The 24,516-nt window shown below is 54.9% G+C and carries 30 protein-coding genes and 1 pseudogene; 20 read left to right on the forward strand and 11 right to left on the reverse strand.

From position 1 onward, the window contains the following. Positions 1–10: 10 nt before the first annotated feature. The 8 genes from P0119_07370 to P0119_07405 all read left to right on the forward strand — a co-directional run bounded on the left by P0119_07370 (position 11) and on the right by P0119_07405 (position 5,682). Positions 11–340: a hypothetical protein gene (locus P0119_07370; GenBank protein MDF0665882.1), complete on the forward strand. Its 330-nt coding sequence runs from the start codon at positions 11–13 to the stop codon at positions 338–340. Positions 341–828: 488 nt separating this feature from the next. After that, positions 829–966: a hypothetical protein gene (locus P0119_07375; protein ID MDF0665883.1), complete on the forward strand. Its 138-nt coding sequence runs from the start codon at positions 829–831 to the stop codon at positions 964–966. Between the two features lie 15 nt (positions 967–981). Next, positions 982–1,905: a pyrroloquinoline quinone biosynthesis protein PqqB gene (pqqB, locus tag P0119_07380; GenBank protein MDF0665884.1), complete on the forward strand. Its 924-nt coding sequence runs from the start codon at positions 982–984 to the stop codon at positions 1,903–1,905. After that, positions 1,902–2,672, forward strand: coding sequence for a pyrroloquinoline-quinone synthase PqqC (gene pqqC, locus P0119_07385; GenBank protein ID MDF0665885.1), 771 nt, complete (start codon positions 1,902–1,904; stop codon positions 2,670–2,672). Before pqqB ends, pqqC begins: the two co-directional genes overlap by 4 nt. Next, on the forward strand, positions 2,641–2,922 hold the full coding sequence (pqqD, locus tag P0119_07390) for a pyrroloquinoline quinone biosynthesis peptide chaperone PqqD (GenBank protein MDF0665886.1): 282 nt from the start codon (positions 2,641–2,643) through the stop codon (positions 2,920–2,922). Before pqqC ends, pqqD begins: the two co-directional genes overlap by 32 nt. Beyond that, entirely contained in the window at positions 2,919–4,022 is a 1,104-nt protein-coding gene (gene pqqE / locus P0119_07395; GenBank protein ID MDF0665887.1) for a pyrroloquinoline quinone biosynthesis protein PqqE, read from the forward strand. Before pqqD ends, pqqE begins: the two co-directional genes overlap by 4 nt. Next, complete coding sequence (locus tag P0119_07400; protein ID MDF0665888.1) at positions 4,019–4,540, forward strand: permease; 522 nt, start codon at positions 4,019–4,021, stop codon at positions 4,538–4,540. Before pqqE ends, P0119_07400 begins: the two co-directional genes overlap by 4 nt. Then, entirely contained in the window at positions 4,537–5,682 is a 1,146-nt protein-coding gene (locus P0119_07405; GenBank protein ID MDF0665889.1) for a sorbosone dehydrogenase family protein, read from the forward strand. Before P0119_07400 ends, P0119_07405 begins: the two co-directional genes overlap by 4 nt. A gap of 111 nt (positions 5,683–5,793) precedes the next feature. Here P0119_07405 and P0119_07410 read toward each other — a convergent pair whose 3' ends face one another. From P0119_07410 to P0119_07420, 3 genes are all read right to left on the reverse strand, one after another. Next, positions 5,794–6,633 (reverse strand): dihydrofolate reductase family protein, encoded by an 840-nt coding sequence (locus tag P0119_07410; GenBank protein MDF0665890.1) that lies wholly within the window; start codon positions 6,631–6,633, stop codon positions 5,794–5,796. A gap of 191 nt (positions 6,634–6,824) precedes the next feature. After that, a complete protein-coding gene (locus P0119_07415; protein ID MDF0665891.1) occupies positions 6,825–7,253 on the reverse strand; it encodes a hypothetical protein in 429 nt (142 codons plus the stop codon). Between the two features lie 139 nt (positions 7,254–7,392). Further along, complete coding sequence (locus tag P0119_07420; protein ID MDF0665892.1) at positions 7,393–7,602, reverse strand: hypothetical protein; 210 nt, start codon at positions 7,600–7,602, stop codon at positions 7,393–7,395. 521 nt (positions 7,603–8,123) lie between these two features. Between P0119_07420 and P0119_07425 the strand changes: the two genes are divergently transcribed. From P0119_07425 to P0119_07445, 5 genes are all read left to right on the forward strand, one after another. Continuing rightward, a complete protein-coding gene (locus P0119_07425) occupies positions 8,124–8,345 on the forward strand; it encodes a hypothetical protein (protein ID MDF0665893.1) in 222 nt (73 codons plus the stop codon). Between the two features lie 489 nt (positions 8,346–8,834). Further along, positions 8,835–10,844 (forward strand): PAS domain-containing protein, encoded by a 2,010-nt coding sequence (locus P0119_07430; GenBank protein ID MDF0665894.1) that lies wholly within the window; start codon positions 8,835–8,837, stop codon positions 10,842–10,844. A gap of 31 nt (positions 10,845–10,875) precedes the next feature. Further along, entirely contained in the window at positions 10,876–11,268 is a 393-nt protein-coding gene (locus P0119_07435) for a response regulator transcription factor (GenBank protein MDF0665895.1), read from the forward strand. A 431-nt stretch (positions 11,269–11,699) separates the two neighbouring features. Beyond that, positions 11,700–12,227: a hypothetical protein gene (locus P0119_07440; GenBank protein ID MDF0665896.1), complete on the forward strand. Its 528-nt coding sequence runs from the start codon at positions 11,700–11,702 to the stop codon at positions 12,225–12,227. 475 nt (positions 12,228–12,702) lie between these two features. After that, complete coding sequence (locus tag P0119_07445) at positions 12,703–13,359, forward strand: response regulator transcription factor (GenBank protein MDF0665897.1); 657 nt, start codon at positions 12,703–12,705, stop codon at positions 13,357–13,359. Positions 13,360–13,387: 28 nt separating this feature from the next. Here P0119_07445 and P0119_07450 read toward each other — a convergent pair whose 3' ends face one another. Together P0119_07450 and P0119_07455 are read right to left on the reverse strand one after the other, a co-directional pair. Continuing rightward, positions 13,388–14,029: a response regulator transcription factor gene (locus tag P0119_07450; protein ID MDF0665898.1), complete on the reverse strand. Its 642-nt coding sequence runs from the start codon at positions 14,027–14,029 to the stop codon at positions 13,388–13,390. Positions 14,030–14,360: 331 nt separating this feature from the next. Further along, complete coding sequence (locus tag P0119_07455) at positions 14,361–15,668, reverse strand: hypothetical protein (protein MDF0665899.1); 1,308 nt, start codon at positions 15,666–15,668, stop codon at positions 14,361–14,363. Positions 15,669–16,156: 488 nt separating this feature from the next. Between P0119_07455 and thiD the strand changes: the two genes are divergently transcribed. The 3 genes from thiD to P0119_07470 all read left to right on the forward strand — a co-directional run bounded on the left by thiD (position 16,157) and on the right by P0119_07470 (position 19,126). Beyond that, complete coding sequence (gene thiD, locus P0119_07460) at positions 16,157–16,957, forward strand: bifunctional hydroxymethylpyrimidine kinase/phosphomethylpyrimidine kinase (protein ID MDF0665900.1); 801 nt, start codon at positions 16,157–16,159, stop codon at positions 16,955–16,957. Further along, positions 16,896–18,293 carry a hypothetical protein gene (locus tag P0119_07465; GenBank protein MDF0665901.1) on the forward strand — a complete coding sequence of 466 codons (1,398 nt, stop codon included), beginning with the start codon at positions 16,896–16,898 and terminating at the stop codon, positions 18,291–18,293. The genes thiD and P0119_07465 overlap by 62 nt, the downstream gene beginning before the upstream one ends. A 62-nt stretch (positions 18,294–18,355) precedes the next feature. Then, positions 18,356–19,126 (forward strand): alpha/beta hydrolase, encoded by a 771-nt coding sequence (locus P0119_07470; protein MDF0665902.1) that lies wholly within the window; start codon positions 18,356–18,358, stop codon positions 19,124–19,126. On the opposite strand, the gene P0119_07475 is transcribed toward P0119_07470, so the two are convergent. Next, complete coding sequence (locus tag P0119_07475; protein ID MDF0665903.1) at positions 19,123–19,320, reverse strand: hypothetical protein; 198 nt, start codon at positions 19,318–19,320, stop codon at positions 19,123–19,125. The two genes, P0119_07470 and P0119_07475, sit on opposite strands and share 4 nt — an antisense overlap. On the opposite strand from P0119_07475, the gene P0119_07480 reads away from it, so the two are divergent. Together P0119_07480 and P0119_07485 are read left to right on the forward strand one after the other, a co-directional pair. Beyond that, positions 19,321–19,512 (forward strand): XRE family transcriptional regulator, encoded by a 192-nt coding sequence (locus P0119_07480; protein MDF0665904.1) that lies wholly within the window; start codon positions 19,321–19,323, stop codon positions 19,510–19,512. Between the two features lie 311 nt (positions 19,513–19,823). After that, positions 19,824–20,312: pseudogene (locus tag P0119_07485) on the forward strand (ATPase, T2SS/T4P/T4SS family). Positions 20,313–20,400: 88 nt separating this feature from the next. Here P0119_07485 and P0119_07490 read toward each other — a convergent pair. Both P0119_07490 and P0119_07495 read right to left on the reverse strand, forming a co-directional pair. Then, positions 20,401–21,276: a hypothetical protein gene (locus P0119_07490; GenBank protein ID MDF0665905.1), complete on the reverse strand. Its 876-nt coding sequence runs from the start codon at positions 21,274–21,276 to the stop codon at positions 20,401–20,403. A gap of 190 nt (positions 21,277–21,466) precedes the next feature. Next, complete coding sequence (locus P0119_07495) at positions 21,467–21,739, reverse strand: hypothetical protein (protein ID MDF0665906.1); 273 nt, start codon at positions 21,737–21,739, stop codon at positions 21,467–21,469. A gap of 548 nt (positions 21,740–22,287) precedes the next feature. Between P0119_07495 and P0119_07500 the strand changes: the two genes are divergently transcribed. Together P0119_07500 and P0119_07505 are read left to right on the forward strand one after the other, a co-directional pair. Beyond that, complete coding sequence (locus tag P0119_07500; protein MDF0665907.1) at positions 22,288–22,494, forward strand: hypothetical protein; 207 nt, start codon at positions 22,288–22,290, stop codon at positions 22,492–22,494. Continuing rightward, positions 22,481–22,819: a type II toxin-antitoxin system PemK/MazF family toxin gene (locus tag P0119_07505; GenBank protein MDF0665908.1), complete on the forward strand. Its 339-nt coding sequence runs from the start codon at positions 22,481–22,483 to the stop codon at positions 22,817–22,819. Before P0119_07500 ends, P0119_07505 begins: the two co-directional genes overlap by 14 nt. Before the next feature lie 199 nt (positions 22,820–23,018). Here the strand turns inward: P0119_07505 and P0119_07510 are convergent, their stop codons facing one another. The 3 genes from P0119_07510 to P0119_07520 are packed head-to-tail and all read right to left on the reverse strand — an operon-like array spanning position 23,019 to position 24,487. Then, positions 23,019–23,420, reverse strand: coding sequence for a hypothetical protein (locus tag P0119_07510; GenBank protein ID MDF0665909.1), 402 nt, complete (start codon positions 23,418–23,420; stop codon positions 23,019–23,021). After that, entirely contained in the window at positions 23,383–24,042 is a 660-nt protein-coding gene (locus P0119_07515; GenBank protein ID MDF0665910.1) for a class I SAM-dependent methyltransferase, read from the reverse strand. Before P0119_07515 ends, P0119_07510 begins: the two co-directional genes overlap by 38 nt. 52 nt (positions 24,043–24,094) lie before the next feature. Further along, positions 24,095–24,487, reverse strand: coding sequence for an MOSC domain-containing protein (locus tag P0119_07520; GenBank protein MDF0665911.1), 393 nt, complete (start codon positions 24,485–24,487; stop codon positions 24,095–24,097). Positions 24,488–24,516 lie beyond the last annotated feature (29 nt).

Consider the following 24,516-nt stretch of genomic DNA (forward strand, 5'->3'; position numbering starts at 1 on the left):
CACGTTGTTGATGTCCTCGGATTGCCCCGCAGGGACTGGGGATTCGCTCAACCCGTCCGGCAGAACAACCGATAGCCTACGTTCGGGAAAGACCGGTGAACGAACAGGACGCTCCGGCCTTGACAATACGCCGGCTGGTGGCACATTGCCCGGAGGGACAGTGCCGGGTGGCACGTTGCCTGGTGGGACTCTTTCTGGTGGAACCGTCCCGGGAGGAACATTTCCCAATAAGACCTTGCCAGGAGGAACGGTGCCTGGCGGCATGGTGCCCGGCGGCACGCTACCAGGAGGCACAGTGCCAGGTGGTACAGTGCAAAGTAAGAAACTTCCCGGCGAATAGCCGTGGCCGGGACTTCTCCGGGATACAGCAGGTCTTTAGCGGATTTTGGGTAACTGAAGCACAGCAATCGAGCGGGCTTTGAGGTCAACCGCTTCTCCGCCCCGCAGCTGTGTGCGATCTTCCTGTTCTTCGACATCGCTGGTATAGAGGAATATTTCCCATCAAACTCCATGCTGATGCGTGGAAAGGACCAAGAGAAACTGTTCGTGGTGAGCATTGAATAGCAGCAGCACGTCCTGGTCTGTCACGTGGGCGGGCCTTGCGTCTCGCTCATGCCCGCTCATCGGGGTTGGTCTCAAACTCGACAAGCTCTCGTTAGGCCAAAGAATCTTCATCGCGCCGCGGCGCAAAGTTTGATCGACAAGGGCTATCGCTCCTCCGATGTGCATTCAGGGCTCACAGCCGTCGAGCGGAAAAGAGAACATTGAAATGCAAACCCAGTTCCGGCGATGATCGACACATTGCCGAGAACAGAAGGAGGAACTGTCATGAATTGGGAAGCGCCTTCATTTGTCGAGATAAAAATGGACGCCGAGATCAACTCGTACCAAGATGATTTTCGAGACATCCCTGACGAGAAGGAACCACCGACGGAGACGCCGATCACCACCACTCGTCAAGCATAGTAATGAGTGGATGCGATGCTCCTTCGTGTTCTAGGGTCGGCCGCCGGAGGCGGATTTCCACAGTGGAACTGCGCCTGTGTGAATTGCGGAGGCATGCGGAAAGGGCTGATTGCTGCGAGCCCTCGGACGCAAGAATCTGTCTGCCTCAGCGCGGACGATGGTAACTGGTTTCTCGTCAACGCCTCTCCGGACGTTCGCGCTCAGATCGAAAACTTCGGCGCCCTCCATCCACGTCGATCACGTTCTACGCCGATCCAAGCCATTTTTTTGACCAACGGAGATCTGGACCACTGTTTGGGACTCCTCTCGCTCCGGGAGAATCACCGGCTCGTCCTGTATGCGACCGATTCTGTGCGTCGCGGATTCACCGAAGGCAATGTCTTGTATCGGACGCTTCAGCGTTTCACCGAACAGGTCACGTGGCGGACGCTGAAGCTCGATGTTGAGGAACCGGTGCTGCTTGCGGACGGAAGGCCGTCGGAGCTGACGGTGACAGCTGTGGCCGTTCCAGGCAAACTTCCAATTCATCTGGAAGGCCTCGTCTCATCCAGCGAAGCGGACATGAATGTGGGCCTTCGCTTTCGCCAATCAACCAACGGGAGAATGCTGGCCTATTTCCCCGCCGTCGGCCGGGTCACGTCCTCGGTTCTCAATGCGCTCGAAGGAGCCGGTTGCGTCATGTTCGACGGGACCTTTTGGTCGAGCGATGAACTATCCGCGCCGGGCTTCCTTGCAAAATCGGCGGAAGATCTCGCACATTGCCCTGTGGGTGGATCGGAGGGAAGTCTTTCGAGCCTTTCGAACATTGCCGCTCCTCGCCGGGTGTTCATCCACATCAACAACACCAATCCCATGTTAAGAGAGGATTCTCACGAACGAAAACTCGTTGAGGCGGCACGGTGGGAAGTCGCATGGGACGGAATGGAGCTCCTATTATGACGATGGAGAATGACCACCATCGGGATCGGCTCACACAGGATGCTTTCATCGAGTGGCTCAAGCGGGAAGGTTCTCGTCACTACCATGATCACCATCCGTTCCATGAGCTGATGCACAACGGAAGTTTGACGAAGACCCAGCTCCAGCAGTGGGTACTGAACCGCTACTACTATCAAACGCGCATCCCCATCAAGGATGCCCTCATTGTTTCGAAATCCGAGGATCCGGCTTTTCGACGGATGTGGCTCCGTCGCATCCGGGACCATGACGGCGAACAGGAAGGAGAAGGAGGACTCGCCCTATGGCTTGAGTTGGCTCGAGGCGTCGGCCTCGACGTCGATGAAGTGAGGAATTTCCGATACGTACTCCCGGGAATCAGGCTCGCGTGCGACGACTATGTCCGGTTCGTCCGGGAGGCTCCGCTTCTCGAGGCTGTAGCCTCCTCGCTCACGGAATTGTTTGCGCCTTCCCTCATGACGCGGCGCCTCGAAGCATGGAAACAACATTATCCCTGGGTACGCTCGGAGTCTCTGGAATATTTTCAGTTGCGCATCGCTCGTGCAACGCTCGATTCGAACCAAGCTGTTGAATTCGTGGTTCAGCACGCGACCAACTATGCTCATCAAGAGGGATGTGTGAGGGCCCTGGTCAAGAAGGCCGACATTTTGTGGACCATGCTCGATCACCTCTCTATGGCCTATGTCGAAACGAGATCAGAACGAAAGCGAACTGCTCATGATTCTCACCACAGTCAGACCTCGGCTTAGTCCAAAAGTTCGCCTTAAATTCGATCGGCGTACCGGTCGGTACCTGCTCCTGTACCCCGAAAGGGGACTCGAACTGAACGACACGGCCATGGCAATTGCACGTCTGTGCACGGGCGAATGGACGGTCGATGACATGGTGGATCATCTCACCCAAGTCTATGTTGACGTAGCTCCTGACGAAATGAGGCGAGATGTGTGCGGATTTCTGGATGTCCTTGCCGATCGCGGCCTGCTTCAGCACGTGTCATGAGCAACGAGTATCGCCCCTATACATTGATTGCTGAACTCACCTATCGGTGTCCGCTTCGCTGCCCCTACTGCTCGAATCCGTCGGACCTTGCAGAACATGGGGATGAAATCGACACCGACACCTGGCTTCGGGTCTTTCATGAAGCCGAAGAACTTGGCATAGTTCAACTCAACCTCACAGGCGGCGAGCCGTTGCTGAGGGATGATCTGGAACTACTCATCGAGGAGGCCCGCAAGCTCGAACTGTATACGAACCTCATCACGAGTGGAATTCCGCTCACGTTCGAGCGGCTCTCGCGACTTCGCACATTGGGACTGAATGGCGTGCAAGTATCCATCCAAAGTCCGACATCCTCCGTATCGGACCGAATCGCCGGAGCGCCGTCGTTCAACCGCAAACTCGACGCCATGCAGTGGGTTACATCGCTCGGACTTCCATTGACCATGAACGTCGTGCTCCATCGAGAGAACATCTCTGAAGTCGAAGAGATCATCGCTCTAGCCGAACGCGTTTCCGCCGATCGGCTCGAATTGGCGAATACGCAGTATCTTGGATGGGCATTGAAGAATCGCGTGGGGCTCCTACCCACTCGGGAGCAGATCGAGCGAGCGCGAACCGTAGCGGCTGAGGCCAAAGCACGCCTTCGTGGGAGAATGGAGGTGCTCTTTATCACGCCGGACTATTACTCCGAACACCCCAAATCCTGCATGGAAGGGTGGGGGCGCCGGTTCATCGTGATCAATCCGGAAGGGCTCGCGTTGCCCTGTCATCTGGCGCATACGATAGCAGGATTGCATTTTGAGCATGTCACGCGGCGCCGGCTCGCTGAGATCTGGCATCATTCAGCGGGATTCAACCGATTCCGTGGCGAGGATTGGCTACCCGATTCTTGTAAGGCCTGTGAACGCCGTGCCATAGACTTCGGAGGCTGTCGCTGTCAGGCTTTTCATGTCATGGGGGATGCCGGCCTGACCGATCCTGTCTGCTCTCTCGCTCCTGGCCATGACCGCATTGAGTCGGCAAGGGCTCAGGCCAATCGCACGACTGAAATCCCCGTCCTGTTCAATTATCGGACCGGTCGAGGATGCTCTTCGCGATGACCCGACGTATGAATGCCAGTCTGATCATTTTGCTTGTGCTGACCCTGTCCATCGGTGTGTTCGCTTTGGCAAGAGATCCTTCTTTGCCGCTGCAGGGACTCTATGCGAGCGGCCGACTCTTCGAAAGCGTTTGGGTCGAATTGCTGTTGGGCTTCCTTATCGCCGGGTTTGTCGAGGTGCTTATTTCCCCGGCTCAGATCACCGCGTGGTTGGGAACTGCATCCTCGATACGCGGAATCCTTATGGCGTGGATGGCTGGCTTGGTGATTCCCGGAGGACCCTATCTTTTGTTTCCCCTGGCGGCGAGTCTCTGGAAAACCGGGGTATCCCCCGGCGCCTTGATCGCTCTGATTACCGCCAAAACCTTGGTCAGTCCCATCAGAATGCTGACTTATGAAGCTCCTCTGTTGGGGTGGCGTTTGACCATCGCTCGGTGTTTGCCCGCTCTCTTGGTTCCTCCGATGATGGGGATACTGGGACAGTGGATCTTTAATCTATTCGCGAGGAAGGCATCATGAACACAAACCGCGTGAGAAAGAGCAGAGCCATGAATCGTATTATCGGGTCGGTCTGCGCTTCGCTGATGCTGGTCTTCTCCGGGAGCCGGATCGAAGCCCGCTCTCTTCCCCTCGAGACAATCAAACTTCCCCCTGGCTTTACCATCGCCGTCTACGCGGATAATGTTCCGAATGCGCGGGGTATGGCGCTAGGACAAGACGGCACCCTCTTTGTCGGCACAAGAGACAAAGGGGATGTCTATGCTGTGTCGGACAAGAACGGTGATCAGCGTGCAGACGAAGTGTTGACGATCGCTCGCGGGTTGCATATGCCGGTGGGCGTGGCCTATCGAAACGGCTCGCTCTATGTTTCCGCCGTCGATCGCATCCTGCGGTTCGATGATATCGACACACAATTGAAACACGTGCCACCACCGGTGGTCATCGCGGACCACTTCCCCAAAGAGACCAGTCACGGATGGAAGTTTATCGCCTTCGGTCCCGATGGAAAACTCTATGTGCCGGTGGGAGCACCGTGCAATATCTGTGAGCCCGATCCCGATCGCTATGCTCTCATCAGCAGTCTCAATCCGGATGGGAGCGGATACGAGATAGTGGCCCGTGGTGTCCGAAACTCGGTCGGTTTTGATTGGGACCCGAACACCCATGACTTATGGTTCACCGACAATGGACGGGATCATCTCGGCGACAATCAACCGCCGGATGAACTCAACCGTGCGACGAAGTCGGGGCTGCACTTCGGCTATCCCTATTGCCATGGGGGAACGATCCCGGATCCTCAGTACGGCCGCAAACATGCTTGCCGAGAATTCACGGCGCCTGCGGCCGCTCTGGGTCCTCACGTCGCACCCCTGGGCATGCGTTTTTACACCGGCACCATGTTCCCCAAGGAGTATCGGCATCAGATTTTTATCGCCGAACATGGGTCGTGGAATCGGAGCGAGAAAATCGGATATCGGATCACTCTTGTGTCACGAGATGAGCAAGGGCGAACACGATATTCGGTCTTTGCAAAAGGATGGCTTCAAGGCGAAAAGGCATGGGGCCGTCCTGCCGACATCCTCGTCATGCCGGATGGTGCCCTGCTGGTCTCAGACGATTCGGCAGGCGTGATCTATCGAATCACCTACAGCGAACCCTAGCAGGACGCTGAGAACGTCCGCAAAATAGGCTCTTTGATAAAAGGTTTCTTGAGAGTCGGCAGTGCTCGACTTGGTCGCCGGTTCAGACCATTCGTCGCGCCTTGCCTACGTTCAGACTCGATAACGTAGAAAAAGATGCCCCCGCTTGGCCCATTTCACGGACTGCAGCGCTCCCCAGATAGCCTGTTCGGGAGCTAACTCGATCGGATCAGAAAAGGCCGGACGTTCTCCGGTCCGACCACGCCCGACGATTTGAGGGGACATGGTGAGAAATAGTTCGTCAACCAGCGATCGCTTCAGGAAAGACGAAAACAACGCCGGTCCCCCTTCATGGAGAAGTAGATTCACTCGATACTCGGCATGGAGCAGCGCAACCATATTGGATGGATCGATCCTCTCTTCGCCGGGAAGGAGGCGGACAGTGGCCGGCAACGTTGCTCCGTATCTTTGATGCAAACGCGCGGCGCCTTGTTGAGTTGTCAGTACCAGGCTGCGGATCTCTTCGTGCCTAAATAATGGTTGGTCCAGGTCAACGTGACCCCTGCCGCTCACCACGACGTTCAAAGGATGAAGCGAACGCTTACCTACGCGTTTGCGAAAGGCGTGAAATTCCTTCTTGAATTGAGGGTACACGAAGCCCGCGGTCCACACATGCCCGGGCGCGTTCCGAAACGTGTCTTCTCCAATCACGACTGCGTCGGCCCAGGCTCGTAACAGACCCATAATAAACGTGTCTTCTTCATTCCTACCGCTGATCTCCGCACCTCCCGATTGGCCGGGAATCTTCAGGGACACAATGCCGTCCAATGTCTGAACAAAGTTGGCGATGATCAGCGGCCTGCTCAATGAATTGCTGAAGAACAATTCGCCGTCATAAGCCTCGCGCAGAATCTTCGTCAGGCAGGGAGAGGGGGCGGCTTCGGTTCCATCGTATAGCGTTCTAATTTCCAATATCTCTCCAGAGTGAGGCCAGGCTGCAGATGTCTACATCGGTTTTGATTGTGATGCGGCTGCAGCAGGTTGGCTGATTTTGGTTCTGGATGGGTTCGTTGCCATCAGCAAACAAGCGGAAGTGTAAAGCCGCTCCAGCACTAAACGGCAAAGGCACGAGCGATAACGATGAATGATGGGTTCACACAGACTCACAAGTTCGGCTGATCTTCGCCGGGGAGTCTCTTGCTGGGCACTGTGCCGCCCGGCACCGTTCCACCGGGAAGCGTACCGCCCGGCACCGTCTCATTTGGAAATGTCCCACCCGGCAGTGTTCCGCCAGGCACTGTGCCGCCTGGTATCGTGCCGCCAGATGGAGTACCACCCCGCAACGTTCCGCCGGGCACTGTGCCTCCCGGCAAGGTGCCACCTTCGGGCGTATTGTCCAATCCAGCCACCTCAGGTCCCCTGAATCCCATTTCGCCTGATCGCACGCCGCCAGCCAGGCCGTCACGGACAACTGATGGTCCCTCGGCTCCCCATGCTGGAACGGCCATCCATGCAGCGGACAAGCCGATCCCGAGACAAAGCCCCACGCATCCATCAATGATCCATCGATCTGTGTTTATTCGATGATTCACTTTTCACCCCCCTGGTCAATACGACGAAAGGCGCAATCTGCTTTTACTTGCCGGTTTTTCGTCAGACCTTGGATTGTTGGCCCGGTGACTCGATGAAATCTTTGGATCGCCTCAAGTCTCCATTCGACACTCGCATCCGTTACGGGTTCGTCTGCAACGAGTAGTTCACTTGGCGCATCTTTTTTCTAGGCGTCTGTAGATCCGGAAGAGTCGAGACGATCCACTGCTTGGTGTCCTGATCCTGCATGGTCTTCACACGTCGCTGAAACTCATCCACCGTGGCTTCGGAGCTTCTAGAATATGAGCCATATGCCACGGTCACAGGCATGAAGGAGAGAAAGCTCAACATACCGTTCTCCTCTACAGTTGGGTACCGATGCTGAACGATCAAGTCGTTTCCTTTCCATTTTCTCACACCTGCCGTCCGGCTATTCGTCAAAAACCTTCGTTTGTTCGAGTTCGCGCCGGCTCCACCTCGACCCACGACAGCGTCACGACATGCTGTGACACTCACATCGTCTGTATTTTACTGTCCTTGAAGGCGGATGAGAACTAGCAGATTCCCGAGAACTGAGCACATAGACGTAGTTGTGCATGTATCCGGCATCTCCTGCTGGGCTACGTTCGTAGACGATTTTGGCGCACAATAAAGCAAGACGAGATCAAGCTGGTTATCGGTTCTCGACGGGGACCGGTTCGTGGGAATGATCGTGCGCAAGGATTTGTTAAAGTTTCGCGGATTTCGCCTGGGTTTATAGGAAATGCAGAACGCCACGTGAATCTGCGAGTTGAATCGAGGAATGAGCTTGTTTGACTGGAGAACAGCATGGCTGGGAACCAAACCGACTTTGTCCTACTCATGACAACACCATGAGTGAACGGGTGCGGTTAACAATGCTGTGCGATCGAGACAGCCTAGCTGTGGCCAACGAGTGGGCGCGGGCGACGCTCCAGCTTTATCGGCAGGCTGTGCGGAATCCAGAACATTTCGCATCACAGGCTGACTGGAAAGCACGCTTTGACCAGAGCATGCGGGAACTGGCCACGTTCATAGAACGTGGAACCTTCGATACCCATGGGAGGCATTCATGACAATCGCACTCCATCACACCATCGTACCCGCGCGTGACGAGGTACAAGGCCTAACGGCACAGCCCGACGTACGGGAAGCTGAGGGTTGAGGATTTGGACGTCCACATGAATACAGCATCATGATGATGTTCCCTGGTAGCAAGCTGCCGGCGATACCTTCACCATGACGTCACCACGTTATTTCAAATACCGAACTCACCATACTTCGAAAGGAATCACAGCATGCACCGGAACTGTCCCCGAGTGCGATAACGTCTGCGTACTAAAACCCTTCGAATAGTTCGAGTGAAGAGATCTTCATCGCGGGTTCATCCTTGGTTCATACGTATTGGTTACGTTGCTTCCAGGAAGATCCCTAGCTCTACGGGTGTGCCGTGGAAAGTCAAAGCGTAGGATCTCAACAGTTTCGCACACCAAAGCAATTCTGATCCGTTTGCTGGCTCCATAGTGGACGGCCTGGCAAAGGGTCGCGGTCAACAGGAGCCTGTTATGGATAAGCTTCTCGCAAGTGATTCGAATCAGCCTTCCGTCAACCACCCAAGTCTCTCATCAGAGACCTTCACTGGCTATGGCGCATGGGAATGGGACATCGTCAGCGGGGATGTGCAATGGTTCGGTATCTCCGAGTGGTTGTTCGGCTCGTTGTCCGAGCCGGGCAACCGCAATATCCAAGTCTTCACGGACAATCTGCATCCGGATGATCGCACGCGCGTGTGGCAGACCCTGAACAGCCTTATGGCTCGACGACAGATACCGTACGGCGACGAATATCGGTTCATCCTACCCGACGGGAGCGTGCGATGGATAAGCGCCATGGGGCGCTTCTATTACGATGATGCCGGAAAAGCCGTCCGAATGACCGGTGTCGCACAGGACATTACCGAGCGGAAGCAGACTGAAGCGAGACTTTTAGAAAATGAGGAGCGGCTGAGTCTGGCACAGTCTGCTGCGAATATCGGCTCTTTTGATTGGAACATTCAGGCACAAACGATCGTCTGGTCGCGGGAGATGGAACGAATTTGGGGCCTTCCTGTCGGTGGGTTCGGAGGAACCTACCAGCACTGGCGGCGACAGATTCATCCGGACGATATGGAGGAGGCCGAACGAATCATTCGCCGTTCGTTGGGGAATCCCGAAATCTCTTACAAGTATGAGCACCGCATTATTCGACCCGATGGAACGGTTCGCTGGATTCAGGCGAACGTGACGACGCGGCGCAACAGAGCCGGACGATCGATTCGCATGGTGGGAGTGAATTTCGACATCACCGAACGTAAGGAGGCGGAAGGGAAGCTGCGTGAGAGCGAAGCCCGGTTCCGCAACGTGTTCGAGCATGCTGGGACGGGGATCGCCATCGTCAACCTCGATGGCACCTTCGTGCAATGCAATCCCGCCTACCACGCGATGCTCGGCCATACCGAAGCCGAACTCCTGGATGTTCACTTTTCGGAGGTGGTTCATGTGGAGGATCGTGATACCAATCTTGCGGCGATCAGACTGCTCCTCACGGAGGTACTGCCATATTTCGAAATCGAAAATCGGTACATGCACAAGAATGGCGAGCCGGTCTGGGTTCGCAAGTTTATTTCCCTCTTGCGCGATGATGAAGGACGACCCACGTTCGTTGTGGCCTTGGTCACAGACATCACTGAGCGGCGCAAGGCTGAGCATGAATTGCACCAGTCGAAAGAGCATTTGCACCGCTGGGCCGTTGAACTTGAAAAGGCGATGAACGAGAAAACCGCGGAGCTGATGCAATCGCAGGGACGCCTGCGAGGGCTCGCCAGCGAGTTGAGTCTGGCCGAGCAGCGCGAACGCAAACGGCTTGCAACCGAGCTACATGACCATCTGCAACAACTGCTGGTGCTCGGCAAGCTGACCATCGGGCAAAGCAAGCGATCCGCCGTCGGTAGTCCCGGATGCGAAACTGCGCTCAACCGTGTGGATGACATCTTATCGGAAGCGTTGAGCTACAGCCGCACACTCGTCACTGATCTCAGCCCGGCGGTGCTGCGCGACCATGGCCTTGCTGCGGGACTTGAATGGCTCGGCGCACACATGAAGAAGTACAACCAAACCGTGACGGTGAAGGTCCCGAAAGGGAAGGAGATGCCACTGCCAGAGGACCACGTCAGCTTGCTGTTTCAATCAGTGCGCGAACTCCTAGTCAACTCCTCAAAACATGCCGGCACCGGCCAAGCGACGGTCACCATGGAACAGGGTGAAAAGAATCTGCGCATCACCGTGAGTGATGACGGGGCAGGCTTTGATCCTGCTGCTACTGCGGGAATTCCTAGTGGTGAGATATCCTCCAAGTTTGGTTTATTTAGTATCCAGGATCGAATGCGGGTCTTGGGTGGATCATGTATCATCCGATCAGTCTTGGGACAGGGGGTTACTGCGACGCTGACCTTGCCTCTGGCAAGGAAACCTGATGACACTCTACTCAGTCCTGAGTTTCCCGAAGCGTCTGTTGCCCGTCAGAGCAGCGAGCGTTGAGGAACCAGGTTCTCCTCCAAAAGGAAGGTCCATGGTGGAAGTCTTGCTTGTAGATGATCACGCGCTGGTACGGCAGGGGCTTCGTTTCGTGTTGGAAGCCTATGACGCTCTTCACGTGATTGCGGAAGCTCGGGATGGTGTGGAGGCGGTCAAGCTCGCTGGAGGCTTACGTCCACATGTGGTGGTGATGGACATCAACATGCCGAGAATGAACGGAATCGATGCCACGACACAGATCAAGACGCACTGGCCGGAGACGATCGTGATCGGGATCTCGGTCAATACCGGCGACGAGAACAGTGCCGCGATGAGGCGAGCCGGCGCGGTCGCCGTCCTTCCGAAAGAAACCGTGGGCGACCAGCTCTATGCTGTGATCGTTCAGCAGACCCGCGTTGCCCCCGACAAGCTCACTCCTCCACAGTGATCGTCACTGAGGCTTACGCTGCGTTGAGGGCTGCTCATATCCCTCAGCAGGAGGTTCGCTCCCGTCATACCAGAACGTCAGCATTAACAGCGACAGTAAGAGGTACGAGGCCTAACAACACAGCCCGACGTACCGTAGGCCGAGGGCGGAGAATTTGAACCCCCCAAGGAAGTACAGCCGCACGATGCTGATCCCCGGTAGTAAGCTGCCGGCGATACGTGTTGCCATGTTGTAGTCATCGGGCAACCAACGAGACCTCGGTTTCATCCCGCGCCGGCGAGAGAACGATACGCCGAGCCGTGCGCCGGTGGGCCGCATTTTTTTGAATGATGAATCTCAGCAAAAACTAGGCGGAGAGTTGCCGCTATGCCATGATGGCATGGCGAGTGCTTTGCACAGTATCATAACTGACCAAGATCGAGAGGCTTTCCATGGCAGAGATTTTCATCTTGTGGATATTGGGTTTGATCGTAATCGCCATCGCATGGGGGATCACAGATAAACTCGCCGTTCCTATCAAGACTCTTGCTCAATCGTTGCCAACTCTGGGACGGAGCAAGCGTTTGGAAATTATGGTCGCGAGTCTTTTGACGTTAGTCGTCCTCTCGATTATGGCGGTGGCAGCGGATCATACTATGGAAGAAGGTGCAGGCCTGCCGACGCTCTTGATATGGGCCGGCGGCCTCTGGCTGATCCCATTTCAGGCTGACGCTGTGGGGCATTACTGGCTTTCGTCTCTAGCTATAGCCATTATTCTGGCCTTATTCTGGGTGGTGAGCGCTTCCTCTTCTTCAAGACAAACTCATGCCCAGACGGATGTCTCGACTCAACAGGAACAGGACAGTTCCACGAGCGTGACCGGTTTTAGCTTCCTCTTTTGGATTTTCTTGATCGGCCTCACGGTTGCCGCCATTGCTCGATACACATCTACGTGGCATGCCGCTGCTCTTAATTCATGACCTACGCTCCTCCTGTAAGCTAGTCCGCGGGATTCCTGCTTGACCGCAACCAATTAGAACCGGTAGAGCCTCGCTCAGAATTGATTTCACGGACGCTGAGCCATGGGACGTTCTGTCACCGACAAGGCAGGATGTTGAGGGCCTCACCCCGCTTCGATCAATTCCGGTTGACTTCCTTTCAGAGCGGAACTTCGAAGCTCTGCTTTGGAAGCAAATTCATGGAATGCACGCTCTTGCATGATGTGGCAACTACACTGATGGCATTACCCCTAGCTTCTCCTCAGACAATCAACCCTCATCATGGTGGCCGCATACCAACGGATCCTTGCTCCGCTGGCTAGGAGGCTTCCTTGAGAGCCACCCGCACTGGATTTTGTAATGCAGAGGGTAGCAGGGGCTGAGCGCGCACGATTCACAAGACATCGATCACGGTGTAAGATGATATGTCCGTGACAGGCAGAGAAGGAGATCGTCCATGAATACCAAACCTTCCATCTTGCTGGCCGATGATCATGTCCTTGTGGCCCAGGGCATTCAAAAACTGTTGGAACCGGAATTCGAACTGCAGAGGATTGTTCCGGACGGCCGCGCGTTGCTCAAAGCCGTCGAAGAATGTCAGCCGGACGTGGTCATCGTCGATATTTCTCTCCCGCTCCTCAACGGATTGGATGCATCCCGTCAAATTTTGAAGCACAACCCCTCCGTCAAAGTCCTTATCCTGACGATGCATTCGGAGCAAAACTTTGTGACGGAAGCGTTCCGTATAGGAGTCTCTGGGTATGTGTTGAAGCAGTCGGTCGGATCAGAATTGGTGCAGGCGCTCAGAGCAGTCTTGAACGGCAAGACGTTCGTTTCTCCGATCGTCGCCGACCGGGGGAACCATTCTCAGGCCGAGGAAGACACTGAAGAAACACCGGAAGGGGGGTTTGCTCACACGCTCAGTTTACGACAGCGGGAGGTGCTGCAGCTCGTGGCTGAAGGAAAATCCATCAAAGAAGTGGCGGCCGTCTTGAACCTCTCGATCAAGACCGTCGAGTTTCACAAGACACGGATTATGAGGCAGCTCGGCATGCGATCGGCGGCTCAGCTGACGAAGTATGCGATCGCGAACGGACTCATCGCCCTTCACTAGCATGATAGATCGGTCGATCAATGTCCGTTTACAAGGCGGTCATGCCTGAAGCGAGTGCAACGCGAATCAAATCGGAAGTGGTACGAACACCGAGCTTGCGGGTAATGTTGCCTTTGTGGAATTCCACGGTCTTCATCGAAATGTTGAGTTCCTTTGCGATATCTTTGGTGGAAATCCCGTCGGCAAGCATCGCAAGGATTTGGCGCTGTCGGTCGGTCAAGTTCGTCGTATAGCCTTCCGGTCGCGACCATTGACATTCCATCGCTTCGCGAACTTCCACGTCGAGTTTGAAGGACACAAATCTTCGATTCGCCATGACGCTCTTGAGCGCCGCATGGAGTTCGTCCGAGGCATCTTGCTTCAACACATAGCCCATTGCTCCCGCACGGAATCCCTCGCTGACTGCAATGGCTTCGGTCAGCATCGTGAGAAAGATAATTCTAACCGTGGGCAAGATCTTCTTGAGTTGTCGAGCCGCTTCAAATCCGTTCATCCCCGGCATGCTGGCGTCAAGCAGCACGATATCCGGCTGCAACTTCACGGCTTGCTCCAGCACTTGTTGCCCGGTCTGTGCGGTCCCTATCACCAAAAAGTCCGGCTCGAGTAATTGCTTCACACTCTCTAAGACTAACGGGTGATCGTCGGCAAGCAAAATTCTCGCACTCGACATGACAGATCCTTGCATCATGCTTCCGACCTGTTTCTGCTCAACATCTCGTTCGTGCGATCATTCCAAACATTGATGAGAGTTTAGCCGCTTCGTTCATCATGGCAGCTGCGACAGCAACATTCGACTAGGGGTATCCCTAGCAGGCTGATGAGAAACACTCCGTTCATCCTTCGAGAGCCTCAGGACGAACGGAGTGGCATTGAATATATTGAGTTTCCCCGCTCAGGCTGAGTTCTTCGGCTGATAACAGCCCTGTCGCAGCATACAAGTCGGGTTCTTCCTCAGCCGACTAGCCCACATTATGAGCGCGTCGGCCCTCCCTGTAGATGGGTCATGCGATCGGTCTCGACTCCTCTCGCACAGGAGGAGAGATGCGCACCCCTGTGCGAGCAAGCAGTTCATTTTGCAAGGCTTCGATATCGGCCTTTGCGCCTAACGCGAGCTCCTCAACCTTACGTTCGCTCTCAGGCCCCGGCACATGGGAAAACTCATGGCTGTCTTCGTACGCCTGTTCCGTCGTACCCGTGGCTCTGATCATCATACCGGCAATCACCCCACCGACAAGGGCAATGCCAAGCGTCATCGCGATGCCCACGAGTTGGACGCCGACAACACTCGGAACGACGACGATCGCAGTGAGTCCGCCTAGGAGCCCCGGCATTCCATGCAGATTGTGCACGCCACAGGTATCGATCAGTTTGATTTTCGATTCCAGCATGGGCTGGATAAAGACGAACCCGATCACCGAGAGCGCACCGGCCAGCAATCCGATACCAAACGCGCCTGCGGGACTCACGAGGTTACAGGTCGAGCCGATGGAGACACCACCCGCCAACGTCGCGTTGGCCATATCCACCATCGAGGCCTTCCCATGATGAAAATATGCGCTGAGAAAATAGGTGGCAAGCGTGGCGCCGCTCAGAGCAAGGATTGTATTCACGATGGTTTGGGGCATTTGTTCAAAGGGGACAATTGCGGTTGCAAAACTCGGCCAAAACAGCCACAGGACCATGGAACCGAGCATCGCGAACCGATCAGACGTTGGATCGGACTCGATCGGTTGACTCCGTTGCTCCGCAGTCGTCAGAACCAGCGACGCGGCCAATCCGAAATAAGCCCCGAACGCGTGGATGATGATCGATCCCGCTGAGTCCTGAAACCCTTTCGTGAGCCCCGAGCCATTGTCCAACACCAAGTATTCGTTCAACGCATAGAGTGGTACCAATACCAGCGTGAGTAACGCGTATTGAAACACGCGTAATCGCCCGAGCACCGCTCCCATCGCGATCAACGCAGTCGCCACCGAAAATTCGGCCAGCATCAGTGTCTCGACCGAATGGGCCTGTATCGTATGCCCCACCATCCCGTTGGCGCGCAAAAATATGTAGAGAGGCAATCCGGTTGCGACGAGGAGATAGGTACCGGTCGTTGCCCCGAAACCATACCGCCGGACAAACACCATGAGAAATCCGAAGCCGACCAGCAACATGGCCAAGATGTGAATTGAGTAATTGTATTGTGCGACCAAGCGTGCCTCATTGACGGCACCCGCCGGTTCTTCGGCACCAACCCAACTCGTGACGCACAAGAGAAACAGACTTGCTGCGCTGAGTATCTTCAACCAGAAGCTGTTCTGCATTGAGTCCTCCTTGGACAGTAGGAGTGAATGAGGAGCTACAGCTATAGGGGTGGCAGTGTACTCCACTAGCAAGCGCCCTTGTCAAACCCCACCTAAGGCTTACTCACAGGGGCGGCAACCAACCTAGCGGCCTCAATGAGTCAGCAGGGAGCTAGAGAACGACGGCGAAGTAGGCGATAAACCAGACAAAGTACCGGCTTCACAGCTGAACGCTGCGGCGTGCAAGCAACGGGTGAGCGACCGTGTGTCATTCGTTATTAACAAAGGCAGGTAGTCGCCTGTCCCACCTTGGGACGCGTCTGGTTACGCTCGTACCACGTAAACGACCACCGTCCAAACCGTTCACCGCTTTTTGCGTTCAACCAGACCATTTATTTACGGCCCGCTAGACAGCAGACCTTCGCTGAGTATAATGGCATTCAGTTCATGCGTCTGACCGGACTTCTGAGAGTGCTCGTCCGTGCTGACAACTCCGTAAAGGATCAGTCATGTCGAATACGTTGAAACAGGTGCTCACAATTGCGGGCTCGGATTCCGGCGGAGGCGCAGGCATCCAGGCGGACATCAAGGCCATGTCAGCCAACGGTGTGTTCGCCATGTCCGTCATCACGGCCATCACGGCTCAAAATACCGAAGAAGTGACGGATGTCTTTGAATTGCCGCCGGCCATCATTGCATCGCAGCTCGACGCAGTCTTCGATGATTTCGACGTTGCGGCGGTGAAGACCGGGATGTTGTCTTCCGCTGCCATCATAGAAGTGGTCGTAAAGATGCTGAAACCTCAAAATGTCGTGAATCTGGTTGTGGACCCGGTGATGATCTCCAAGAGCGGTCATTCCCTCTTGCGGCCGGACGCCATCGAGGCCGTCAAGTCGAAGTTACTCCCTCTCGCCTTGGTCGTGACCCCGAACGTGCATGAGGCGCAGCAGCTTTCGGGAATCGCAATTGCCTCGTTGGCCGACGCTCGACGGGCAGCCAAAGTGATTCATGGCTTCGGATGCAGGCATGTCCTGATCAAAGGCGGTCACCTGCTCAATGAACGGGCGACCGACCTGCTCTATGATGGGCGGTTTTTCAACGTTTTGAAGGGAGAGTTCATCGAGACACGCCACACTCATGGCACCGGCTGTACGTTCGCCTCCGCATTGGCGGCTCATCTTGCACGAGGGAGATCCGTCTTGGATTCTGCCCAAGCCGCCAAGTCCTACGTGACGGAAACAATCCGGCATGGGTTGGCCATCGGCCATGGACAAGGCCCGACAGACCATTTTTATTTCCTGGAGCGATAACCACAGGCCGATGTTCGCACGAACGATTCCTCCTCTCACGTTTTGCATCACGAGTTTCGGTTGGCTGGTGCTGGCGTCGATTGTCGGCATGACAACCCTGGTCGGGCTGATTCATGGCACCCCGTTGCCGGCGTGGGTCAGAACGCTCCATGTCCATGCAGTCCTGGTCGGCGGTATAACTCAGTCCATTCTCGGCGGATTTCTCCTACTCATCCCTCCCCCGAACTCGGCAGACCGAAAAGAAGCAGACTCACATCCCCTCACATTCTGGGCGATGAACGGTGGCCTGATCGGAATGCTCGTGGGGTTCTGGCTGCATCGGGACGTGATCGTGGTTGGAGGCGGCTTCGTGGTGATCGCTGCGTTTCTTTCTGTCATCCACTCCGTTTGGAGGCGTGTGAGCCGGGCCTGGACGTCCTCAATCAAAGGGTCCTGGTATTACACGGTCTCCCTCCTCTGCCTGGTTGGCGGGTCGGCCTGCGGAGAAATCATGGCGCTCGGGTTCGTTCAGGAATCGCATGGCTACATGCGGCTCGCGCACATCCATCTGGTGGTGTTTGGCTTTGTGGTCTTGGCCATCGTCGGGATGGTGCACCATCTCCTGCCGACGGTTTGGAACAGACCGCTCTTGAGCCCTATGCTTGCCCGGATAGGAACGATCGTGATGCCGATAGGCATGGCCGTTTTGATCGGTGGATTCTTGAACTCATCGGTCTTGATTGAACTAGCCGCCGGCGCGATTCTTTTCCTGGGCGGGATACTCTGGACCGGCAGTCTGTTCCGATCGTGGCTCTCCTCATCCCAACCCGGAAGCGCCGCCTCGGACCATCTCTTCGTCAGCGCGTTCTTTCTCATCTTTACCATCATTCTTGGCGTGCTTGTAGGAGCAAATAACCTCTCCAGTCCACCAGTGTTACTCTATGGCAAACTACACCTTGTGGCCTACACGCACATGGTATTCGTCGGCTTCATCATAAACGCCATCATGGGCGCGTTCTCTTACCTGATTCCAATCGCCCTTGCGACCGATCGCATTTCGAGTCATAAGAGGCGAGGGCCCTATCTTGATCAACTCACGACCATGATGAACCGATGGAGTACCGTTCAAATCGTCACCTTCAACCTAGGAACCATGGGACTCGGCATCTTGGCAGCACTGACCTGGAATGTGCCCTTGACATCCCTCTACATCCGCGTTGCAAGCTGGACCAGCCTAACCCTCTTGATGACCGGCTTGATTATCTTTTCAGTGAAGCTCACTTCGATTATCGCCAAGAAACCGGACCAGCTTCGGACAGGACAGATCTCCACCGACGAACTTAAGCTCACTGCCTGAAGGTCCTCCAGCCAGGCTCTCTCTTCCTGACCCCGGACATCGATTCTGATACAATCCCTTCCGTGGAAAAACGGTTCTCATTTCTAGATCCTCACGGCCATCGGGTAGCCGCAATTTTGACTACCCCTAATGGAGGGACGGATAAGGTCTCCATCCTCTGTCACGGGTTTCTTTCATCGAAGACCAGCTCGACGAACAATGCGCTGACCCGCATGCTGATCGGCCAAAACATCGCCACGTTCCGCTTCGACTTCTTCGGACAGGGGGAAAGCGAGGGTCCGTTCGATCAGATTACCGTCAGCCTGGCAGTTGAACAGGCACAGAGAGCAGTCGATCTCATGACGGATCGCGGGTATCGATACATCGGTCTGATGGGATCAAGTTTCGGTGGTCTGGTCTCGATCTTGACTGCTTCGCAACGGACGGACTTAACCTGTCTCGCCCTGAAATGTCCGGTCGTCGACTTCGCCGAAGAGCTACGGCTCGAATTCGGAAATGATGGAATGGCTCAATGGAAGGCAACCGACAAGATTCCGAACATCATGGGTGGCCCCGACCGAATCCCGCTTCACTATGGCTTTTATGAAGATGCTCTCCGGCAGATCGCTTATGCCCCCGCGCAATCAATCACGGCTCCAACCATCATCGTACAAGGCGACAAGGACGAGCATGTTCCGCTTCATCAAAGTCAACAGCTTTATGAAGCGCTTCGAGTCAAGAAACACCTTGAGATGCTACCAGGAGCGGACCATCAATTTACGAAGGGTCCAGATTTCCTACGGATGACCCAGATCATTGCCGATTGGCTAATAAAACATCTGTCAGTCGCCTAGTCATAAGCACAATATCCTTGTCTCCAGAAAACAGCATCAAGTCCTCCTCCCCCAACATTGAGTGGTGATGAACACAGGGAGAGAAGAGCCATGACACTCAAGCTGATAAAATCCAGCGGCAATGTTTTCCGGGATATCGGCTTTCCGCGCGAAGAAGCCGACATCTGTTGGTCCACGCGGACATCATCATCCATGTGCAGAAGCTCATCGCGTCCAGACGCCTCAAGCAGAAGGCCGCGGCCAAGATTCGCGGTGTGACACAGCCCCGCGTGACCGATCTCCTTCGGGGACGGCTCGACCTCTTCAGTACGGACGCGCTGATTGATCTCTTAGCCCGCTTGGGGGCTGTGGTGCGGCTCCAGGTAAGAATCCGGGATGCAACCTAGGAAATGCCAACTTACTCGCTCAGATCATCCGATCCGAACAGCTCATCCACGCGGACATCACAAAGCGGGCCAGACCATCGAAAACCAGAGTGATGGCCATTGCCAATGAGAAAATGCGGGGTGTCTCTACAGACGTGTTGATTCGAGTACTTGCCGCAACAGGCCACCGTGCCGACATTCGAGCTAAGAAAACCGCGGCCTAGTGTTGCCCTGAGCGCTGCTCACTGGCATGCACAGAACAAGATGTGCCCCCTTAATTTCGGCTCCACACCATCACCTTCGGTTCGGCCTTATGAGGAGCCCTCCGAGAGGATCCGGACATCATTCTTGTCGGCGAGATGCGGGATCTGGAGACCATCGCGTTGGCGGTGGAGGCCGCGGCAACCGGGCATTTGGCGTTCGGGACACTGCACACGGAGAATGCCGCCAAGTCCGTCGACCGCATCATCGAAGTCTTTCCCTCCTCGGAGCAGCCGCAAATTCGCAACACCCTCTCCACGGCGCTGCACGTCGTGGTCGCACAGAATCTCTTCAAGCGAATTGACAAGAAGGGGCGATGTGCAGCACCGGAGATTTTGGTCTGTACCCCGGCCGTCAGCAATCTCATCCGGGACGCCAAAACGTTTCAGATCGCTTCGCTGATGCAGACCGGGAAAAACGTCGGCATGCAGACCTTAGATGACGCGATTCAGGATCTACTGACAAAGAAATGGATTTCGGCCGAGGAGGCGTACGAAAAATCCATCGACAAGAATCGATTCGCCAAACTCCTCAAAACCCCGCCGGATGTGCTGCAGTAGCCCAGAGACTGTGACGCGGCAAAGTACGCCCGGGCCTTCGACAGGCAGGGGTCTTACGATGAGCGCGGGCAAGAAGACAATTTGAGAGTCATCTTAGGAGCCAGCTCTTAATTACACGAACCACTCGCTCCGTCAATGAATGCTCGGCTGTTTTCCCGGCGCACACCAAAACAAAGCTAACAAAGCCTGAGGCAGCGGCCTCTGTCGCTGCCAAGCCCAGCAATTGGCCAAAGGCCCAAAGTGAACCCACCATCGCCAATTGCATAAGCAAATAGAAGAGCGAGGTGATAGCGAGCGCCGTGAACGAAGCCAGACCCCAAAACCCTACCTTCTCCCCGAACTCCCAGTCCCAGAACTCCAAGCTCCTGTCGAAAATCACGACCCTTGCCATAAACACCGACAAAGGAATGAGAATTACAACGACTAACGTGGTTTCCAGCGCATTTCCCTTCGAAATTACAATGATCGGGAGTAAGACGGGCGAACTTACTACAACTAGAAAGAAAGTGGCCCACAAAAGAGCAACCTGCACTATAAGGACAATGAAAACAATTGGAGCAGATACGAAAAGAGTGAGGGTGTGGGGAATGTTATGCGTGGTTTCTGCCCAGGCCGATAACCGATAAATAAAGTTGTGGATACCGTCGAAAAAAGCGCCAATGGGCTTCCAAAGAAAACCCACAGACTCCCCGAATAAATACTCCGTTAAATTTAGTGGGTTGAGATGCCCAACTGCTTCATATAAGCGGGACTGGAAATTGAGAAGATCAGGCACCTTGTCTGAAAGAGCATGTCTAAATACCGGCTCGAACACCGCCGTGACTATCAACATGACAAACGCGATTGCGACATAGTCAATAACAAAGTTCTGGACTCTTCTTAGAAATCTGCGAGTTGAATTCTTGAGCTTGGTTCTTCGTGGGCCAGGTGTATGTAGTAGCTTTTGTTCTCCATCAGGTCTCATTGGCTGGTCATCGTTCCGTGTCAAAGCGTGTATTGAGTTTTGGGCAAAATATTGTCGTTTTCGTTAACCTGAGCGGCATATCCAGTCGCGCTGGGCCGCGCTACACCTACCCCGGACGACCCTCCCCCTCAAATTTATGGTTAAACTTTGAATGTATCAGCGATGAGGAAGCTCGCGACCCCTGTGCGAGCTATGCAGCCGATCGCTTACGATGGATCGAGCCTTTGCTTGAACGTCTGGATGGCTGAGTTGACTTGCCGGCGGCGTTACACAGGACCCGCAAGGCTCGGTTTACGGAAGCCGAATCGGGAAATACTTTTGCCAAGTCTGGATCGACAAGCACAAGATTTGTTCCCGCCATAGCGTGCTTATAGTATTTTCCGCGCACGGCTTTTTTCAGCTTGGTCAAATCGTACTCCGGTCGAAGATCGTCTTTCTCTGCTTTAGAGGATGCCTTCCGCATACTGTTGCCTTTCTTTTGAAGTTGCTTTTCTCGCACTTATGATTCGAATTCACTTTCCACGATCACAATGCGAAAGGAACAATACACGACCCGATCTCGATAGACCAACAGTAATTTCCCGGGGCTCTTCATCTGAATGGTCCGGGTCTTCAAGGGTCATTGCGTTGATATCTTGAAATACCGTAGCCCCCTCCTCAAAGGACACGCCGTGCTTCCGTCGGTTTGCTTCGGCCTTCTTTGGATCCCACTCATACGTCACCCGCTAGAATAGCATGTTTCAACAACCCTAGGCGAACCCGGGGATGGTTTGACCGGTGCGTTTCGCCTCTTGCTTAATAAATAATCCCACCGACCACCCAATGCCGATCATCCGGGATGTCGATCAACAATCTCGTGAGATTCATGCGGGCCAGCTGCGAGCCGACCTCGTTCCTCCGTAAAGGCAGCTCGTCCAGAACGTGATCAACGCCTGACCATAAGGATTGCACGTCAGTAATTGATCTTTGGCGGCGCTCGTTGTAAGGTAGCCGCCAGCAGGACAAACGATCATGACGAGCGTACACGAACAAGCGTTCCTCGAAAAGCTTCGCCATCTTCCCCCTGAACAGGTGGTGGAAGTGGAGCATTTTGTCGACTTCCTGGTCCAGCGTCGAGCCGAAGAACATCGATTGACCCAGGCTGCCAGCCAAGTCGCGGAACCCGCCTTCGCCCGTATTTGGGACAATCCCGACGACGCCGACTATGACCGGCTATGAGTTCGGGGAAATCGTCCTCGTCCCATTTCCCTTCACCGATCAATCCGCCACGAAGCACCGCCCAGCGGTTGTCATCAGCAGTACCGCCTATCATCGGGCGCGCCCCGACCTGATCATCATGGCGGTCACGAGTCAGCAGCCAACCGCAGACGCTCTCGGGGAGGTGGTGGTCGAAGACTGGCGGGGAGCCGGACTGCTCAAGCCGTCCGTGCTCAAACCAGTCCTGACGACGATTGCTCCGGCGCTAATTCTGAAGAAGCTCGGACGACTCACCGTATCGGATCAAGTGCACCTGCGACAGGCACTTGCACAAATTCTCGGCTAGTCCCTTCGACAACGGGGCGCACCATACGAAGACTGGTTAAGGTCAAAGAAATTGAGGTCGGATCCTGCCATACACCTCTTCAAGCCCATGGGATGTTATAGTGAGTCAAATTGTCGAACCGTGTACCCCCACGGCTCGACCGATCTCGGACAAGCTGTGGAGAAGAAAGACGGATCGAAGTATCTTCAGATCACGTGTCTCAATGAGTCACGATTTTGAATGTATCGCCAGCAATGATGAGTCCCTCAGTGCCATCAGCGAGCTTGACCTTGAAGCCGTCATAATCCTGGCCGTGATACACACCGATGGCTTTTGTCTTCTCACCCACCTTCAGAACCGCAATGACTTTCCCCGGTTGAACACTGGCGCCCGAAGATTCAGAAGAAGCAGGCGCCTGATCTATGCTGTGAACTTCCGTCGGCTTTTCGATCAGGAGGATGGTCTCGGGGCTCTCGCATCCCAGTTGGACTGAGACACCCACAATTAGTAGAACCAGCAGGGCAAGGTGCTCACCAAAATGTCTTTCGACTGTACAGGGCCACATATTTTTCGTGTTCTCCTCATCAATAGATGATCCCTCCAACCACCCAATGCCGATCATCAGGAATGTCGATTAATAATCGTGTCAGATTCATGCGGGCCAATTGTGAGCCGATTTCATCTTCCGTAAAAGCGGCGAGCAGGGAGTTGTAAAAGTCACGGCGTAGAATGTCCGGCTCATGAGCAGCGTAGTGATCGACGATGGCCTGTGCCGCTTCCGGCGATTCGGGACGCAGCAGGTCCATCACCAGCACCGGCGCCCCCGGTTTCACGAGCTGACGAAGCTTCTGCCAGAACTGCAGCGGATTCGGGAGATGATGAAGCAGGCTGTTGGAGATGACGGCATCGACTATTCTCGCACCGGCCACATCTTCAAACCGTTCGCATCGTAATGTGATCCGATCAGTCAGCCCTGCTTGCTTTACTGCTTGCTCTCCTAAGTGAATCATTGGCGCCGAAGCATCGACCCCGATGACCTGGCAGGTTGAATAGAGTTTGGCAAACCGAATTGGAATGTCGGCCGGCCCACACCCGAGATCCAGCACCTTGCCGGTTGTAAACTCCGGGAAGTATTCTTTAAATCGATCTACGAATCCTTGATTCTCCTCCGCGAAATCGGCACGCGCGTAGGCGTCGGCCTGCTTCGAATCGTCCATCAGTTCTGGTTCTAGAACACGGTCCATTATGTCTCCGTTAATCGTTCCTCGTTAACCGTTAACCGCCGTTTAACATTTTTTACACCTCAACATGTACTGCATCTCCAGGCCGTACGACTCCGCCTTGCAGCACTTTCGCATAGACACGACTCCAGCCTGGATTGACCTTTTGCGAAATGCGCGTGAAGTCATCGTCTCGAAACCAGCGCCCATTGTGGCTGCAGGGTGTCGTATAACTGGTCACTTCGAGTTCAACTTCTGGTCCGATTGCCAATCGAATGCCGGGCTGAACTAGTCCCCAATCTAATCCCGCTACGGTCAGATTTTCACCGGATGATCCGGCATCGATGGGGTGGCCTTCTTCTTGAAGTTGCTCGATGAGCTCAAGCGAATACAAACAGACCGCACGGCCAGGTCCCCCATGGAACTTGAGGTTCCGCTGGCGATCGCCATCCAAACCCCGTTCGCTCACCTTAGCCTCCCAAACCGGCAGCTTCGGAA

The organism is Nitrospira sp., from assembly GCA_029194665.1.
Classification (GTDB): Bacteria; Nitrospirota; Nitrospiria; order Nitrospirales; family Nitrospiraceae; genus Nitrospira_D.